This is a genomic window from Bacillus sp. JJ1474 (assembly GCF_036965225.1).
Lineage (GTDB): Bacteria > Bacillota > Bacilli > Bacillales > Cytobacillaceae > Cytobacillus.
In genome coordinates this window covers 1-16,584 of record NZ_JBALPC010000232.1, presented here as the reverse complement: position 1 = coordinate 16,584, position 16,584 = coordinate 1, and the positions used below count along the sequence as shown (strand labels likewise).

Annotated in this window: 15 protein-coding genes and 1 riboswitch; of the genes, 2 read left to right on the top strand and 13 right to left on the bottom strand. The window is 37.9% G+C overall.

Annotated features, from left to right (window positions below):
- Window positions 1-258: 258 nt before the first annotated feature.
- A complete protein-coding gene (locus V7164_RS23025) occupies window positions 259-2,349 on the bottom strand; it encodes a methyl-accepting chemotaxis protein (protein WP_335355338.1) in 2,091 nt (696 codons plus the stop codon).
- 103 nt (window positions 2,350-2,452) lie between these two features.
- Window positions 2,453-3,607, bottom strand: coding sequence for a CapA family protein (locus tag V7164_RS23020; protein WP_335355337.1), 1,155 nt, complete (start codon window positions 3,605-3,607; stop codon window positions 2,453-2,455).
- 285 nt (window positions 3,608-3,892) lie between these two features.
- On the opposite strand from V7164_RS23020, the gene V7164_RS23015 reads away from it, so the two are divergent.
- The gene (locus V7164_RS23015) at window positions 3,893-4,033 is read left to right on the top strand and encodes a hypothetical protein (protein WP_335355336.1); all 141 of its coding nucleotides are present in this window, start codon (window positions 3,893-3,895) and stop codon (window positions 4,031-4,033) included.
- A gap of 14 nt (window positions 4,034-4,047) precedes the next feature.
- Here the strand turns inward: V7164_RS23015 and V7164_RS23010 are convergent, their stop codons facing one another.
- The 3 genes from V7164_RS23010 to plsY all read right to left on the bottom strand — a co-directional run bounded on the left by V7164_RS23010 (window position 4,048) and on the right by plsY (window position 5,551).
- Window positions 4,048-4,386 (bottom strand): sensor histidine kinase, encoded by a 339-nt coding sequence (locus V7164_RS23010; protein WP_335355335.1) that lies wholly within the window; start codon window positions 4,384-4,386, stop codon window positions 4,048-4,050.
- Window positions 4,387-4,393: 7 nt separating this feature from the next.
- Entirely contained in the window at window positions 4,394-4,810 is a 417-nt protein-coding gene (locus V7164_RS23005; protein ID WP_335355334.1) for a histidine kinase dimerization/phospho-acceptor domain-containing protein, read from the bottom strand.
- 156 nt (window positions 4,811-4,966) lie between these two features.
- The gene (plsY, locus tag V7164_RS23000) at window positions 4,967-5,551 is read right to left on the bottom strand and encodes a glycerol-3-phosphate 1-O-acyltransferase PlsY (protein ID WP_335355333.1); all 585 of its coding nucleotides are present in this window, start codon (window positions 5,549-5,551) and stop codon (window positions 4,967-4,969) included.
- Window positions 5,552-5,742: 191 nt separating this feature from the next.
- Between plsY and V7164_RS22995 the strand changes: the two genes are divergently transcribed.
- Window positions 5,743-7,464: a glycosyl hydrolase family 18 protein gene (locus V7164_RS22995; protein ID WP_335355332.1), complete on the top strand. Its 1,722-nt coding sequence runs from the start codon at window positions 5,743-5,745 to the stop codon at window positions 7,462-7,464.
- 47 nt (window positions 7,465-7,511) lie between these two features.
- On the opposite strand, the gene ade is transcribed toward V7164_RS22995, so the two are convergent.
- The 8 genes from ade to V7164_RS22955 form a co-directional block, all read right to left on the bottom strand.
- Window positions 7,512-9,263 carry an adenine deaminase gene (gene ade / locus V7164_RS22990; RefSeq protein WP_335355331.1) on the bottom strand — a complete coding sequence of 584 codons (1,752 nt, stop codon included), beginning with the start codon at window positions 9,261-9,263 and terminating at the stop codon, window positions 7,512-7,514.
- 30 nt (window positions 9,264-9,293) lie between these two features.
- Window positions 9,294-10,658: an NCS2 family permease gene (locus tag V7164_RS22985; RefSeq protein WP_335355330.1), complete on the bottom strand. Its 1,365-nt coding sequence runs from the start codon at window positions 10,656-10,658 to the stop codon at window positions 9,294-9,296.
- Window positions 10,659-10,741: 83 nt separating this feature from the next.
- Window positions 10,742-11,056: an XdhC family protein gene (locus tag V7164_RS22980; protein ID WP_335346946.1), complete on the bottom strand. Its 315-nt coding sequence runs from the start codon at window positions 11,054-11,056 to the stop codon at window positions 10,742-10,744.
- On the bottom strand, window positions 11,053-11,868 hold the full coding sequence (locus V7164_RS22975) for an XdhC family protein (protein WP_335355329.1): 816 nt from the start codon (window positions 11,866-11,868) through the stop codon (window positions 11,053-11,055). The genes V7164_RS22980 and V7164_RS22975 overlap by 4 nt, the downstream gene beginning before the upstream one ends.
- A 5-nt stretch (window positions 11,869-11,873) precedes the next feature.
- Entirely contained in the window at window positions 11,874-14,195 is a 2,322-nt protein-coding gene (locus tag V7164_RS22970; RefSeq protein WP_335355328.1) for a xanthine dehydrogenase family protein molybdopterin-binding subunit, read from the bottom strand.
- A complete protein-coding gene (locus V7164_RS22965) occupies window positions 14,192-15,067 on the bottom strand; it encodes an FAD binding domain-containing protein (RefSeq protein ID WP_335355327.1) in 876 nt (291 codons plus the stop codon). The genes V7164_RS22970 and V7164_RS22965 overlap by 4 nt, the downstream gene beginning before the upstream one ends.
- On the bottom strand, window positions 15,061-15,690 hold the full coding sequence (locus tag V7164_RS22960; RefSeq protein WP_335355326.1) for a nucleotidyltransferase family protein: 630 nt from the start codon (window positions 15,688-15,690) through the stop codon (window positions 15,061-15,063). Before V7164_RS22960 ends, V7164_RS22965 begins: the two co-directional genes overlap by 7 nt.
- Complete coding sequence (locus V7164_RS22955; RefSeq protein ID WP_335355325.1) at window positions 15,690-16,181, bottom strand: (2Fe-2S)-binding protein; 492 nt, start codon at window positions 16,179-16,181, stop codon at window positions 15,690-15,692. The genes V7164_RS22960 and V7164_RS22955 overlap by 1 nt, the downstream gene beginning before the upstream one ends.
- A 267-nt stretch (window positions 16,182-16,448) precedes the next feature.
- A riboswitch (purine riboswitch) is annotated at window positions 16,449-16,547 on the bottom strand.
- Between the last annotated feature and the right edge of the window lie 37 nt (window positions 16,548-16,584).

The window sequence follows — 16,584 nt, the reverse complement described above, 5'->3', positions numbered from 1 at the left end:
ACTCCCACCTCAAAACTTTAGATGAATCAAAGAAGTTTAAGTGGGATGTCAACTGCCCGTAAAGGCCCGAATATAGGAACACAGACTAAGAACGCCACATCCTGTGGCAACGTCTGTGTGACCCACATCCTGTGGGCCGCAACTAACAATCAGTGGGGGATGAAAGAAAACCCCCACTGATTGAAGTTTCACTTTATACAAAAGAATGAGCCATGGATTTACCAGGCTCATTTAAAAATCTAATATTAAATATTTCTACTAATCAATTTTAAAATGCTCAATAGACTTTCTTAATTCGTCTGTCAGCTCGCGTAAATTCTCAGAAATTTTCTTGACTTCATGAACAGATTGTTTCTGTTCTTCAGTTATACTTGCAACCTCCTCAACACCTGCAGATGTTTGCTGAGAAATGGATACAACACTATCAACTGAAGAAGAAATCGATTGGCTGCTTTCAGAAAGTGTTTCACTTGCATTGGCGATTTCATCGATATCATGAGCGAGACTCTCAATAAAGCGAAACATCTTAGAATAGCTTTTCGCTGTATCGTTTGCCATTACTGCACCTTCAACAGCTGATTCTCTGCCAAGATCAATATTTTCCAAAGCTTTTGATGAATCCAGCTGTATTTCTGAAATAAGACTAGATATTTCATCAACAGATTGGCGGCTTTGCTCAGCCAGTTTCTTTACTTCCTGTGCTACTACCGCAAAACCTCTTCCTTGTTCCCCAGCTCGAGCCGCTTCGATAGAAGCATTTAAGGAGAGGAGGTTAGTTTGTTCAGATAAATCATGGATAAGTAAGGTAATATCATTTATCGTTTGCAGTTTATTATCAAGCTTTTTCATAATTGTCGCAGAATCCCTAGACTGACTGACAATCATATTCATTTTATTATTCATATTTTCCATCGCTGCCTGTCCTTCTGATGTAACAGATTTCGTCTCTCTTGCATGATCTACAATTTTACTGATTCGATCAGACATCGAACGGACAGCTAGATCATTGTTTTCTACATGCGTAGAGATATTTACCATATCAGAAGCAAGCTGCTCAGATCCACTCGCTACTTCATCCATGGCAGAACTAACTGTATTGGTTACATGTGTTGAAATATTTGCCTGTTCATTTAGAATCTTAGAATCATTTTCGACATTATGTATAAGCTGATTCATTTTATTGGCCATCGATCTTAAGCTATCAATCATATGATTGACAGAATGAAATAGATGACCGATCTCATCCTTTGACTTAATATCCATTTTCATAGACAAATCACCATTTGCTACAGATTTTAGAAAATCGGATAGCTTAATTATAGGCCCGATGAAATACTTAGCGAAAAAGAAACTGATTAAAATAGACATAGCGAGAAGGATCAGGACAATAATAATTTGAATAGATAATAGTTTTGAAAAGATGCCTTCAAGCTCCTTATCGGCAGTTGCTATTCGATTACTCATGTTTTGCGAAATCTGTTCGGAAAAGGATTTAATCTCATCTTGGGACAGAACTGAAAAAATTTGCCAGCCTGTTTCCTCATCTTTTTCACTAACATACGTCACTTCGTTAATATCTAAATAAATGTTGCCGTTGCTTTTTTCTTTAAATATCGGCAGAGAAGAGATATTTTGATTTTTTGCAACAAGATCATGTTCTTTATAGGCTAAGAGGGCACCTTCTTTATCGGTTAAAATCACATATCCAGTATTTCCAACCTTCGTATTTGCAATAGATGCAGTTAATTTTTCGAGTGATAAATCTGCACCAAGAACACCATACAATCGGTCATTTAAGTAAAGAGGCATACTGACAGTTACCATATATGTATCTGTGCCGGCATCAAGATAAGCATCGGTAATAAAGTAGTCATTTTTCCCACTTTCCTTTAAAGGTGCATACCACGGCCTAGCTGTCGGATCATAATCATCAGGGAGATTATAGTCGCTTGGATAAATGAAAAATTCCTTGTTTTCAGTACCTAAGTACATATTAGAAATAAGTTCATTCTGCTTTGCTATTTTTTCAAATAAAATGACCAATTCCTCTGGACTATCTGAATAAACTTCATTAAAACTAGCGATCGTTGCTAAATCACTCTTTGCACGTGAAATGATTTGATTTATAGATGCTTTAACATTTTTCGTTTCGTGATAGGTTAAAGTACCTGCGTAATGCTCAGCAAAACCACTTACATCCCTTTGAGCGTCCGTTGAAAGGCCATTTGTTAACTTCCGGCCATTTTCGGAAAATAGATTCACAGAAATATAGGTAAAACCAGTACTAATGGCAATGATAAGTATCATTGTAGATAGTACACCAAAAATGAGTTTTGTTTTTAGTGACATGAAATCCCCCCTAAGCTCTACTAACTGTATTATATATGATAGGGAGGAAGACCTAATCCGAAAATTTGAAAGTTGTATTACATTTTCTAATAATTCAAGTTTTCTAAAGACTGCCGATCATATGTTGCTGAATTTCTAAGTATTTCTCTTGTGCATTTTTTAAACCGAAATCTTCTGCTTCGATTAGTGGGACGATTCGATAGTTTCTAAGATTTTGTTTTGAGACATAGGTTGGGAAAAAATTAGGGTTGTCGAGTGTAATGGAGACGCCATTTTCATTCACCTTTTTTGTAATATTAATGGTCACCATCCCGCCAATATCCTTGTAATCCCAATTTTGTCCGGAAAGAAAGTTACCTAATGAGTATACAATTAGTGCTTTTCTTCCATCTTGTGCTGTTAGCCATTCCATCGGCTGTAGTACGTGAGGGTGATGACCAAATAAAATATCTGTTCCTTCATTAATTAAATATTGTCCTAATTCTTTTTGTTCAGCAGTGGGGAAACGCTGATACTCATTTCCCCAGTGCAGGCTCATGACAACGACATCTGCTTCTTGTTTGGCACGGTGTATTTCTTCTTTCATTGCTTCTTTATCTATTAAATTAACGAGGAAATCCTTACCCTTAGGAATGGGTATCCCATTTGTCCCATAAGTATAGGACAGATAGGCAACCTTAATTCCATTTTTATTGAGGATGATTAGTGATTTCTGGTCCTCTGGGCTTTTATATGTGCCAACATGAGGAAGTCCGATTTTATCCATATAGTCAATGGAAGCCAATAGCCCTTTTTCTCCTTTGTCAAGTGAGTGATTATTTGCTGTTGAGACTATATCTACACCTGCTTGCAGTAATGCATCTCCGACTTCCTGGGGACTGTTAAAAAGAGGGTAGCTAGAAATGCCGAATTCTTCTCCTCCTAATATTGTTTCCTGATTAGCGAGAAGGATATCTGGTTCCTGAAGAATAGGTATAATAGGCTGAAACATTGGGGTGAAATCATAACCACTTTGCGTTTTGGCATCATTATAAACCCAATCATGAATTAGAATATCACCAATTGCTCCAAGAGTTACTGTTTCAATTATTTGCTTATGGCTAACAGATGCTTGTTTTGCTGCATGTACTTGAACTGTTAATGGAAAAGCTTTACTATTTTCGTTTTCATTATACATTTTAAGAATCAGAGCAGTTGATAAAATAATTAGTGCTAAACAAAAAACAATAGAGGAAATAATCGATAATTTCTTTTTCATAAAAGTCTCCTTATTGCCATATTAAATCTACTATAATACAAAAATAGGAATTTTTCGACAATATTTTAAACTTGAGTTAGAATACTCGTAAGAAAGAAAGGAAATACGATATACTAAGGAAGTAGAGGTGATAACATGATAAAATTGACAGCAAGTGCAGTAAATATTATGGAGAATGCCATTAAGCAGGAACAGAAGGATGAAACGGAGAAGTTGTATATCCGTTTATCAATGGGAATTGGCTGAGGCGGCCCCCAATTAAAGCTGTCTCTGGAAGAGCGGCCATTGAGTGAGGACAAAGAGTTTACAGTGGAAGGGATTCACCTATTAATTCATCAAAAGGATTTAGTCTATTTTGAACATACAAAGCTGGATTTTGTAAAAGATGTTTTTGGAACGGGCAGATTTCAATTATTAAAAGTGTGAAAAAGCGGCAGCCATTAGGCTCCGCTTTTCTGATTATAAAGAGGCAATTTTATTTGTATATTAGTGCCTTTTCCAGCTAAGCTGCTAATATGAAAGCTTCCATTATGAGCTTCAATAATTTTTTTGCATATGGAGAGCCCGATTCCTGTGCCGGATTCCTTTGTCGTATAAAACGGTGTAAAAATATGTTCGAGTATTTCAGCTGTCATCCCACAGCCATTGTCTTCAATGATGATGTAGGCTTGGGATGTCTCTTTTTTTAAAGAGAGAGTGAGTTTTTTACAATTTTCATTGCCTTTTATCATAATCGCTTCGATTGCATTTTTTATTATATTTGTTAACACTTGTTTCAATTGCTTATCATTCGCAAGGATAATGAGNNNNCTGAACTTCCATTTTTATATTGTTTATTATTTTTTCACCTTCGTATTGCCTAGTGACATCCTTTAATAACTGATTTAATGAAACCGCCTTCTTTTGGTTAACTTGAGGTTTCGATAAATTCAAAAGGTCAAAGATCAGTTCGTTCGCCCGGTTGATCTCATCTAATGCAATATCGGCATAATGCTCTATACCCATTTCGAATAAATAAGGTTTTATAAGTTGGATATATCCCTTTACTGTTGTTAAAGGATTTCTAATTTCATGAGCGATCACTGCCGCTAGATTGCTTACATTTGACAGATTATCGGTAATGTTCGGGACCTGATGAATTTCTGGATTTGAAAGCTCACTATTTTCTTGTAAGTTTTGAAAATTGGATTGGACAGAAACCAAGATTTATCACCTCTAAAATTGTTTTCTATCTAATCTATGACGAAAAAAAGCGGGATATGTATTATTTTGTATCATTTATTGAGAAATGAAAGTTGAGTCCTTATAAAGAAAAAAACAGCAGAATTAGATTTCTGCTGTTTAATAACTTTTCATTTGTTAAAGCCATTTTATTTTCGGTTCCGATTTGTTCATAATTCGTTTAATATTGGCACGATGTCGATAAATGACAAAGAAAGCCAGTAGTGATACGACAATTATGAGAGGCGGATCCCATATGACGCAGGCATAAATGACAGCTGCAATAGCCGCAAGCATGGAAGCAAGTGAGACATACTTTGTTATGTATAAGCAAATAAAGAAAACCAATAACATGATGATAAACATTGGAGGGGCATAGCCTAATAAAATACCTCCAGAAGTTGCAACAGCTTTTCCACCTTTAAATCCTGCAAATATTGGATACATATGACCGATAACCGCAAAAATACCAGCGATTAACGGATGTATGTCACCATCGATAAATAAGAGAAGTAAAACAGCAGCCGTACCTTTTAATATATCTGCAATTGTAACAGCCATGCCCGCTTTAACTCCCAAAGTTCTGAAAGTGTTTGTCCCACCTAAGTTTCCGCTGCCATGCTGGCGAATATCGACCCCGTAAAACACCTTCCCGATAATTAAGCCGGATGGAATGGACCCTAGTAAATAAGCTAAAACAATAATGATTCCGTTTATTACCATAAAAAATTCTCCTTCAATAATATCTACGAGTAATTGTACCATGTTTTTAATTCATCACGCCATGTCAATAAAGAAAAATTACTATTTTTAAAGCCATGGTTGGACTTGGTGAATAAAGGAAGCCTAATTCCACTAAAATGCCTTCCCATTAGTTGAATTTTTCGTTACGATAGACCTAAGGGGGAAAGGGAATGGCTCGTATAGAATTTCATAAAAAGAAGCCTCTATCTATGAAATGGATAGCAGGTGGGCTTTTGTTTGCATGTTTCTTAATCATTTCAAGTATTATCTTACTTTTATACCCATTTGCATCTAAAGAAACTGAATCTTATTTCCATGGGGAAAACCCAATATTATATGAAGGTGTACAATCTGGAAATGCCATAATTGAAGGAAATAGCGTATATTTGCCAATCTCTTTCATACAAGACAATTTTGATGATGCCATCACTTTTGATGAAAAATCAAACTCCGTCATTATCACTACAAAAAATAAAGTTATTCAAATGCCTTCCGAATCGCTTACCTATTATGTAAACGAAGAACCTGTTCAATTACACTTTTCCGTGTTTAAAACTAAGGATCATGATATGTATCTGGCAATCGAACCAATACTCACTTATTATCCATTCGAGTACAAGATTATGCCAGAAACAAACGCTATTTGGATAAAGAAAAATGATCAGGAAATTCTTCATGCTAAGGTTATCAATAAGGAAGTGAATGAAGAAAAGCTTCGTTTACGAACTGATGCCAGTCTAAAGGCACCTTATACAGGGCAAGTAGAGAATGGTGAGATGCTTTTTGTTGAAAGTGAGAAGGAAGATTACTATTTTGCTAGAAAAGAAAATGGTGTGGCAGGGTATATAAAAAAAGATTATATAACCACTGGGGAAACAGAAAAAGTTATCATTAATCGTACTCATGAAGAAGTGGTTGTACCTAAAATTGAGGGGCCCATCCAGCTTACTTGGGAGGCCGTTTATATGAAGAATCCAGACACAGCCCAAATGCCCATTATGCCAGGTGTCAATGTTATTTCACCTACATGGTTTGAATTAGGTGATCCAGAAGGGGGAATAAAAAACCTCGGTTCTCTTGAATTTGTCAATTGGGCACAAAATCAGGGCTATCAAGTTTGGGGGTTATTTTCCAATGCATTTGATCCGGCCTTAACACATGAGGCGTTCAAGAATTTTGAAACTAGACAGAAAATGATTCGCCAGCTTCTCCATTTTAGCCAAATATATCAGTTAAACGGCATAAATTTGGATATTGAAAATGTCAATCCTGAAGATGGTCCGCTTATTACTCAGTTCGTACGTGAAGCTGTTCCATATTTTCATGAAGCAGGTCTTGTAGTTTCCATGGATATTACTTTTATTTCCACAAGCGGGAACTGGTCTGCTTTTTATGAGAGAGATAAGCTCGCCAATCTCGTTGATTATATGGTAGTCATGGCATATGACGAGCATTGGGGCACATCTCCAAAAGCGGGGAGTGTAGCGAGCTTGCCATGGGTTGAGGAAAATCTAAAAAGGCTGCTTGAAGTTGTACCAAACGATAGGCTAATTCTGGGTGTTCCGCTATATACGAGGTTGTGGGAGCAGAAAGACAATGGGGAAGTTTCTTCTAAAGCTCTATCAATGGCAAAAGTAAAGCAATGGCTGAAAGCAAATGAACTGACTCCTGTTTATGACGAAGCCAGCGGTCAAAACTATGCTGAAATATATTCTGAAAAGGAACAAACGACTTATAAAATCTGGCTAGAGGATGAGCTTTCCTTAAAGAAACGGGCTGATTTAGCGAGAAAATACAATTTAGCTGGGGTTGCCAGCTGGTCAAGATATTTTGCTGACGAATCAGCCTGGGCGGCTTTATCACTTGGTAATGAACAATTGACGAAAAAATAAAAAAAGGTGGTTTGCTATTTTATAGTGAACCACCTTTTTTTTGTAAATTAATGTGATGAATCGATACCAACCTCAATATGTTTAAAGGTTTTAACATCAAACAATCCGATATCTGTAAGCTTTAATTCAGGAATGACAGGCAGAGCCAGGAAGGAAAGGGTTACAAACGGATTAAATTCCATGGAACAGCCAATGGTCATTAAGGCTTTATTTAACTCATTGATACTCTCATTAACTGTCTCGTAATTCAAATTTGACATAAGACCCGCTACAGGCAATGGAAGAGAAGCAAGAATGTCTCCATTTTGGACGACAACTAAACCTCCGTTCATCTCTCTAGTTAAGTTAATAGCTTTGACAAGATCATGATCGTTTGTGCCCGCTGCCACGATATTATGTGAATCATGCGCAACAGTAGAAGCAATTGCTCCATTAATAATTCCTAAGCCTTTGATGATTCCAAGACCGATGTTGCCTGTGTTTTTATGGCGCTCAAGGACAGCTAATTTTAATTGGTCCATTTCAATATTTGCTTGAAAAAGGCCATTTTCAATCACAACTTCCTCAATGATATGATTTGTTACAATCATATTTGGTAATATTTCAATAATATTGGCCCGTCTGCTATCTTTTAGGCTGATTGTTAGATCCTCACTATTTATCTGATTCATATTTACACTTTTAATAATAGCAGGAGGGGGAGCAGCCTTTGACTTGATAGGGGAGATTACTTTCCCGTTTTTAGCAACAAGCTTTCCGCTTTTAAAAACCTGTTCAATCTCAATTGCTTCTAGATTATTTAAGACTAAGATATCAGCTTCATATCCTGGAGCAATTGCCCCTTTCGTCTTTAAGCCGAAGCATTCTGCTGCGTTTAAGGTTGCCATCTGAATAGCGAGTATTGGGTCAATTCCTTCCCTAATAGCTACCTTAATATTAAAATCGATACTTCCTTCATCAATTAATTCATCCAAATGCTTATCATCGGTAACGAATAAACAACGGCGTGAATTATTTTCATTAACTGCCTGTAATAGTTCAACTAAATCTTTTGCGGCTGAACCTTCACGCAGCATAACATACATTCCTTTTCGAAGTCTTTCAAGAGCTTCATCCGCTGTTACGCATTCGTGATCTGTTCGTATCCCAGCAGCCATGTAAACATTAATACCATTTGCATCAAGTCCCGATGCATGGCCGTCAATGCATTTTCCTTTTATTCTGGCACTCTCTAGTTTGTTAAGCATTTCATCGCTATTTTGGAAGACAGAAGGGTAATCCATAACCTCGCCAAGCCCAATAACCCTTGGGTGTTCGTAATATGGATTTAAATCTTCATCATTCAATGTTGCACCAGCATTTTCAAATGGAGTAGCCGGAACACAGGATGGCAGCATTAAAAAAACATCTAGCGGAATTTCTTCAGACGCCTGCAACATAAAATCAATACCAGCTGTCCCAGAAACATTGGCAATTTCATGTGGATCAGCCATAACGGTTGTTACCCCATGAGGCAGGACTACATTACAAAACTCTGGAGGGGTGACCATAGAAGATTCAATATGAACATGACCATCAATAAAGCCAGGAACGATGTATTTTCCTGATGCATCAATGGACTCAAATCCTTCAAATTTGCCAACCCCCGCAATATAGCCGTCAACAATGGCAATATCGTCTTCAATAATCTCTCGAGTGAAAACGTTTACAATCTTCCCGTTCTTTATAACCAAATCTGCAGGTTTTCTTCTGGCTGCTACATCAATTCTTCGTTTCATGATTTCTTTTGTTAACTTCAATCAATACCCTTCTTTCACTTATTTATCGCATTAGTGTGCACTCATTATAAAGTTTATAATAAAAGCTGCACTTACGATATACATTATCCAATGAATTTGATTTCTCTTTCCCGTTAGAAGTTTTAAGAGTGTATAGGAAATGAAACCAAATGCTAAGCCCTCCGCGATACTAAATGTAAGTGGCATTAAAACAATGGTTAAAAACACTGGAATGACATCTGTAAAATCATCAAAGCTAATATGCCTAATTTCACTAATCATTAATGCTCCAACAAGTATTAAGATTGGAGCAGTAGCAACAGAAGGGATGAAAACAATTAATGGTGCAAATATTAAAGCCAAAAAGAAGAGGACACCGGCTGTTAAAGCGGTTAGGCCTGTTCTGCCGCCTTCTGAAATTCCGGTTGCATTCTCCACATAGGCATTTAATGCCGTGCTTCCAAAAGCAGCACTTGCCATTGTCCCAATCGCATCAGCCTGAAGCGCCCGGTCTAAATTTTCAATCTTACCGTTTTCATCAGTAAGACCTGCTTTCTTCGTTAATCCAATTAAGGTTGCTAGGTTATCGAATAATTCAACGATAGTAAAAGAGAAAATAACAGAGAGGACTCCGTATCCAATAGCACCCATAATGTCCATAGCCAGGAAGGTTTCAGACATACTTGGAAGGTTTAAAGAAACGATATCACCAATGGATTTCGGAAAACTAATGAAGCCTACGATCATAGCGATAACACTTGTTGCTAAAATACTAATGAGGAGGGCACCTTTTACACGTTTGGCCATTAATATGGCTGCAATAATGAATCCTAATAATGCTAATAGAGGGCCAAGACTTGTTACATCTCCTAAAGCGACAAACGTAGCTTCATTAGCAACAACGAGCTCTGCATTTTTTAAACCGATAAATGCAATAAATAAACCAATTCCAACGGCTATTGCTGATTTTAATACATCTGGGACACCATCAACGATTTTTTGCCGGACCCCTGTTACAGTCAAAATCAAAAACACAACCCCTGAAATAAATACGGCTCCAAGTGCTGTTTGCCATGTAAGTCCTTGACCGAGGACGACAGTATAGGCAAAAAAGGCATTTAAGCCCATGCCAGGAGCAACTGCAACTGGGTAATTTGCCCAGAGAGCCATCAGGATTGTACAGAAAACACTTGCATAAATGGTTGCGGCAAGTGCGGCTTCTTTTGGAATACCAGCATCAGCTAAAATGGCAGGGTTGACGAAAATAATATAACTCATCGTTAAAAATGAAGTAATACCGGCAAGAATTTCAGTTCTTACATTTGTTTTCCTTTCAGAGAGCTTGAACAGTTTTTCCAATAGGTTATTTCTAGTTGGTGGGAGGTTGGATCCTAAACCCTTTTCAATCATGGACATGAATGCTCACTCCTAACTTTTTAATAACCAAAAATGCTTTAAGAAAGTGCAACTCGGTTCATATTTTTCTCCATGATGATCAACTATATCGGTTCGATAAAAATATCCATAATACCGCCGCAAATTCCACCATCTTCATACAATAAACCTTTTGTAAGATCGACAACATATTTAGTTGGTCTGCTGCTATTAATTACTTCATAAGCTTTTTCAATGACTTCCGCCTCTCCACATCCACCTCCAATCGTACCTTCAATTTTTCCGCACGGGAAAATGATCATTTTACTTCCCGCTTTTCTTGGTGTCGAGCCCTTAGTTCTAATAACAGTTGCTAGAGCTGCTTTCTCACCCCCTTTCTGTAAATCAATTGTTCTTTGTAAAAGCTGTAATGGTTTCAATTTACTGCCCCCTCATGAAAACCCATTTTTGCATATTCCCGAATGCTGCTGCTTAAGGAGCTGCCTGATGTTCGATTTTTCACTTTTAATATTTCAGCCATAATACTAACTGCAATTTCAGAAGGGGTCTCCGCACCGATATCAAGCCCTACTGGGGTAAATAAATGATCAAAGCTTTCACCTGGAAAGTCCTGCAATAATTCGTTGAAAACACCAGAAATTCGCCTTCTGCTTCCAATCATTCCAATATAGGCAGCTTTATCTTTCCGCTTTAATAGCTCTTGCAAACTCAATACATCATATTTATGACCTCTTGTTATTAGAAGAATATACGTATGATCCGTTAATTTCACATTACGAAAATAGTCAATATACGATTGACAGCAAACCTCAGCGGCATTGGGGAAGCGCTCCCAATTGGCAAATTCAATTCGATCATCAATGACAGTGACATAAAAACCAAGCATTTTTCCCATTTCCACGACTGGCTCACATACATGACCTGCACCAGCTACAATAAGGTGAATTGGAATAGGATAGTATTCAGCAAAACATTCAACGTTATCCCCGAATAAAAGGAATGAAATCAAACCCGATCTTTTTTTTCGAATTAGCTTTTCACAGCTTTCCAACATTTTATTTTGCAGAGCAGGGGAGAGGGGAGTTTCAGAGTAGATATCCCCACTTGGCCATAGTAAAGCTTTTTGTCCTATCAAATGAGAATTTGAATGGTCAGTAATTGTAATGAAAAAGACATCCTGACGCTGTTTAAGTGATTCGGTTAATCGATTGTATAACTTTTGATTCATCATTATGATCACCTAGCAGAATGAGCCTTTTGTTTTTTTAGATCTTTTAAGGCATTAAAAATTCTTTCCGGTGTTGCAGGCAAATGATAAATCCTTGCCCCAGTAGCATTGTAAATAGCTGACATGATAGCAGCAATAATTGGAATCATGACGACCTCTCCAATTCCTTTAGCGCCAAATGGTCCTGATTGTTCAGGGGCATCCTCTACAGGGATGGTTTCAATAATAGGTGTTTCTCTAATAGTTGGAATAATATAGTCAGTAAAGTTTTTTGTTTTATGATAGCCGTTTTCAATCACTATATCTTCATAAAGGGTGTAGCCAATACCCATTACAGCACCGCCTTCAGCTTGACCTTCAAGTCCTTGCGGGTTAATAACTTTCCCTGCATCAGGAATAGATACTACGTGAAGAACGTCTGTTTCCCCGGTCAATGTATCAACCTCAACCATAACAACATGGGTTAAATACCCGTACAGGTGATGGGGGGCTCCGCCAGATCCTTTAATTTCAGTCTTTTCTTTTGGGAGAATAAAATGTCCTTCAATTCTTGTATTCCGATGCTGTTCATGCAGGTAATTATAAATTTGTTGATAGGTTAGGCTTTCTCCGTTGGCTGTAAGGCAGTTTTGTTTAATTTCAATACTTGTTAGGGGTACATTAAGTATCTGAGCTGCCGTTTCAGTTAACAGATCTACCATTTTTGGCGCTGCCGTTGCAACTGCTCTTCCTCCTGTATAAGTAGAGCGGGAAGCAGTTACCGTTCCGCCATCAAGTGTTTGAAGCGTGTCACCCTGGACGACTTTTATTAGATGAATATCACAATTCAATAGTTCGGCTGCCACTTGCGCATAGGCAGTACTATTTCCTCCGCCAATCTCTTCGCAACCTACTGCCACTAAGAACTTACCATCCGGAAGAAGCTCAATGGAAGCCGCACCGTAGTCAGGCAGTCCAATTCCCATGCCAATTCCGTGAAAGGACGTAGCAAGCGAAACACCTCGCTTTTTCCATGGTTCACTTACTTCTTTTTTATATTTTTCACGGTTTTTCCAGAGGTCACAATTTTCTGCGGCTTCAAGCGTTTTATACGTGCCAACGCTTGATTGGACGATATGGCCTAAACTAGACATTTCGCCTTGGTGATAAACATTTTTCTTTCGAATTTCAATCGGATCTAAGCCGAGTTTTTCGGCTATCATGTCCATATGAGTTTCAATTCCCATGCAAACCTGATTAACGCCAAAGCCCCTAAAGGCACCCGCAATACCATTATTTGTGTACACACAGAACCCTTCAAGGTTTACGTTCGGAATTTTGTAAGGGCCGCATGAATGTTCAATGGCTAGAGCTATAACAGCTCCACCTAATGATGCATAGGCACCCGTGTCAGCTACTGCTCTTACTTCATTGGCAATTAGAGTACCGTCCTTTTTTGCCGCTGTTTTCATATGCACTTTAAATGGGTGTCTCTTAATCCCGGCGATTACTGATTCTTCCCGGCTTAAATGGATCTTTACAGGACGGCCATTTGTATACATGGCAAGAAGCGCTAGGTATATTTGTACGGTAATTTCGTCCTTTCCTCCAAAGGCACCTCCAATCGGACTGGAAATTACTCGAATTCTTTCAGGGTTGTATGCAAGGGCACGTGCGATTTGCGCACGGTCACGGTGGGCATATTGTCCAGGACAGCGAATAGTAATATACCCTTCCTCATCCATTACACCCCATCCGCCTTCAGTTTCGATAAAAGCGTGCATCTGTCGAGGGGAGTAGAATGTATTCTCGACAATAATATCTGCTTCCTCAAATGCTTTTTCAGTATCGCCATTTTTGATGATGACATGGCTATGAATATTTCCATCCGGATGCAGTTTAGGTGATGAAGGGGTCATCGCCTTTTCAGCATCTATCACAAACTCAATCGGTTCATAGTCAACTTCAATTAATTCCAACGCTTGTTCAGCAATCTCTTCAGTTTCTGCTGCGACTAATGCTACGGCATCACCCGTACAGCGAACGATATCAGAACATAGCACAGGCTGGTCCGGGATAACGATTCCAAATCCATTAAAGCCTGGGATATCCTTATGTGTTAAGACACAAACGACACCAGGAAGCTGTTCAGCTTTTTCAATTTGAATAGATTTAATTCTTGCATGAGGATATTTGGCGCGTAGAACCTTTCCCCAAACCATATTGTCAAAATGATAATCTGTCATGTATTTTAATTCACCTGTTACTTTCTCAGGTCCATCGATTCTTCTTACTCTTTTTCCGATCCAATTTAATTCCCGGCTATTACTTTGTTCATTTGTATGTTTCATTTATTCTCCCACCTCCTGATGAGTCGATAAAGTCCACGCTCTAAAAGGGCACTTGCCATATCACGGCGGTACTCAGCTGTTGCTCTTACATCCGTAATCGGCATAACCTCTTTCCAGGCTATTTTTGCAATGTTTTGTATTAATTCGTCTGTCAATGGAGTTAGCGTCATAATCGATTCACATTTTTTTGCACGAATAATCGTTGGGGCTACGGAACCGAAGGCAATTTTACCTTTTAAAACTTGACGGCCTTCTACCATTAATAATGAAATGGCAACATTTACAATTGATATTGACTGTGCTTTTCTCGGTCCAAGCTTTTGGAATATCCCTATTTCATTTTCATCCTGGGGCTGAATAATGATTTTTGTAATCATTTCATTTTCCTTTAGGACGGTTCTGCCTGGTCCGATAAAAAACTCATTAATAGGAACAAGTCGTTTATTGGTTAACGAGCTTAGCTCCAATACTGTATTTAACACATACAGTGCTGGAATTGTATCTCCGGCAGGGGAGGCAGTGCCAATATTTCCACCGATAGTTCCAATGTTTTGCATCTGAATCGCTCCAACTTCTCTAGATGCTTCTACAAGCACATCAGCTTTTTCTTGAAGCAAAGGGGAGTGGACGATATCTGTATGGGTTGTTAACGGTCCAATGTGAATTTCTCCATTTTTTTCATGGATGAATCTCAGTTCCTTTAAACCATTAATATTAATCCATGTTTCTGGACGCCATTTTCCATCCTTCATACGGACAACAGCGTCCGTTCCTCCAGCTATGAGTCTTGAATTTTTGCCTTTATTAGAAATAATCGAAAGGCATTCCATTAATGTAGCTGGAGAAATTACGTCAATTTCTGAAACTAGCATTTAGAGACCTCCTTACATAATCTTAATGNNTTGCTTATTTTTAGAGAAATTCGGTAGTCCATCGGAGTGTTAATATTTTGAGAAATAAGGGTATTGTCAATGACAGACTCCACTATTTGGTCTTCATATTTGCGAATAATATTACGAAGTCCTTGCGTCTCTTCCTGTATCGATAGAAGAGAATGAATAATATTTTTAGAGAATAGTATAGGGTGTCCTCTTTTCCCATTATTTAACGGTATGGCAATTAAACAATTTGAATTTTGAAGTGATTGAATAAGCTGATTAATTACAGAATTATCAATTGGCTGATCAACAGCTGAAATTAATATCATGTCAGAGTCGCGATCGATCGATTGAAGCCCTTTAATGATAGAAGAGCATTTTCCTTGATGAAAGTTCTCGTTATACACCGTTTTAACGGGGTATAGATTTGTTATGGGAAAAAATTTCTCAGCCTCATGGCCAACAACAACAATTGTTTCTGAAAGATTTGAATTTAACAGCATTTGAATCTGGTGTTCGATTATCGTTTTTCCTTTCCATCGAAGTAATCCTTTATGAGGGAGCGGCCTCATACGGCTTGATAACCCTGCAGAAAGTAAAATGGCTGAAACCTTCATTACGTAATTCCTTTTCCTATTAATTTGGTTTCCTTTTCAGCTGCAGTTTGGATGGCTTTAATAATTTTTGTATAGCCGGTACATCGGCAAAGATTTCCCCCTAATGCTGTTTTAATTTGATCAGTCGTTGGCACATAATCGATTCTATTTAGAAAGGCTCTTGCAGAAACAATTATGCCTGGCGTACAATACCCGCATTGAGTGGCACCCTCTACTACAAATGATTCTTGGATAACATCCATATTTGAAGTTAATCCGACTCCTTCACAAGTTACTATTTCTTGATTTACAACTTGACCTGCGAGAATCAAACAGGAGCAGACCACTTCACCGTTTAATAAAACTGAACATGATCCGCATTCCCCTTTGCCACAGCATTCCTTGCTGGCTATCAGCTTTAGATCCTCCCTTAAGACGTCCAGCAAAGTTTTGGCCGGTGGGCACGAAACAGTACAAGGTGAGCCATTAACAGTAAAATTTATTTCTCTCATTAGTTTCCCTCCATATAATTGGTTTCTCATTTATTGGTGAATAATCTTTATAAGGTGTACTGTTAANNATATTAGGTAAATGGACTTTGTATTAGGAAATTTTGCAATTGGAAGAGTGTAGCTGTCACGGGGTGTCTGAAAGATAACATTATTTTGCAGGAAAATAAGCAGTTAGTTTGTGTTCATTGGATTAAAACAGTACTTTTTTTAGCATTCAGGCTAAGGAACAAAAAAATTCCCATACAAAAAGGCTGCCGTGAAATTTTCACACGTAAGAAACCCTTTCGTAGTTAGGAATTTACGGTCCCTAGTAGAAACCCTCAAACCGATTTTTGAGGTTATACGAAAATAATAATATTAGATATATTTGACCAAAAATGTTAAAATTTTAAAAAAGTTTAAG

Bases quoted from the DNA above. Each gene is read 5' to 3' on its own strand.
- V7164_RS22975 (WP_335355329.1), bottom strand. From the start codon at position 11,868: ATGATGAATCAAAAGTTATACAATCGATTAACCGAATCACTTAAACAG.
- V7164_RS22970 (WP_335355328.1), bottom strand. From the start codon at position 14,195: ATGAAACATACAAATGAACAAAGTAATAGCCGGGAATTAAATTGGATC.
- V7164_RS23020 (WP_335355337.1), bottom strand. From the start codon at position 3,607: ATGAAAAAGAAATTATCGATTATTTCCTCTATTGTTTTTTGTTTAGCA.
- V7164_RS22985 (WP_335355330.1), bottom strand. From the start codon at position 10,658: ATGTCCATGATTGAAAAGGGTTTAGGATCCAACCTCCCACCAACTAGA.
- plsY (WP_335355333.1), bottom strand. From the start codon at position 5,551: ATGGTAATAAACGGAATCATTATTGTTTTAGCTTATTTACTAGGGTCC.
- V7164_RS23025 (WP_335355338.1), bottom strand. From the start codon at position 2,349: ATGTCACTAAAAACAAAACTCATTTTTGGTGTACTATCTACAATGATA.
- V7164_RS22995 (WP_335355332.1), top strand. From the start codon at position 5,743: ATGGCTCGTATAGAATTTCATAAAAAGAAGCCTCTATCTATGAAATGG.
- V7164_RS22955 (WP_335355325.1), bottom strand. From the start codon at position 16,181: ATGAGAGAAATAAATTTTACTGTTAATGGCTCACCTTGTACTGTTTCG.
- V7164_RS22965 (WP_335355327.1), bottom strand. From the start codon at position 15,067: ATGCTAGTTTCAGAAATTGACGTAATTTCTCCAGCTACATTAATGGAA.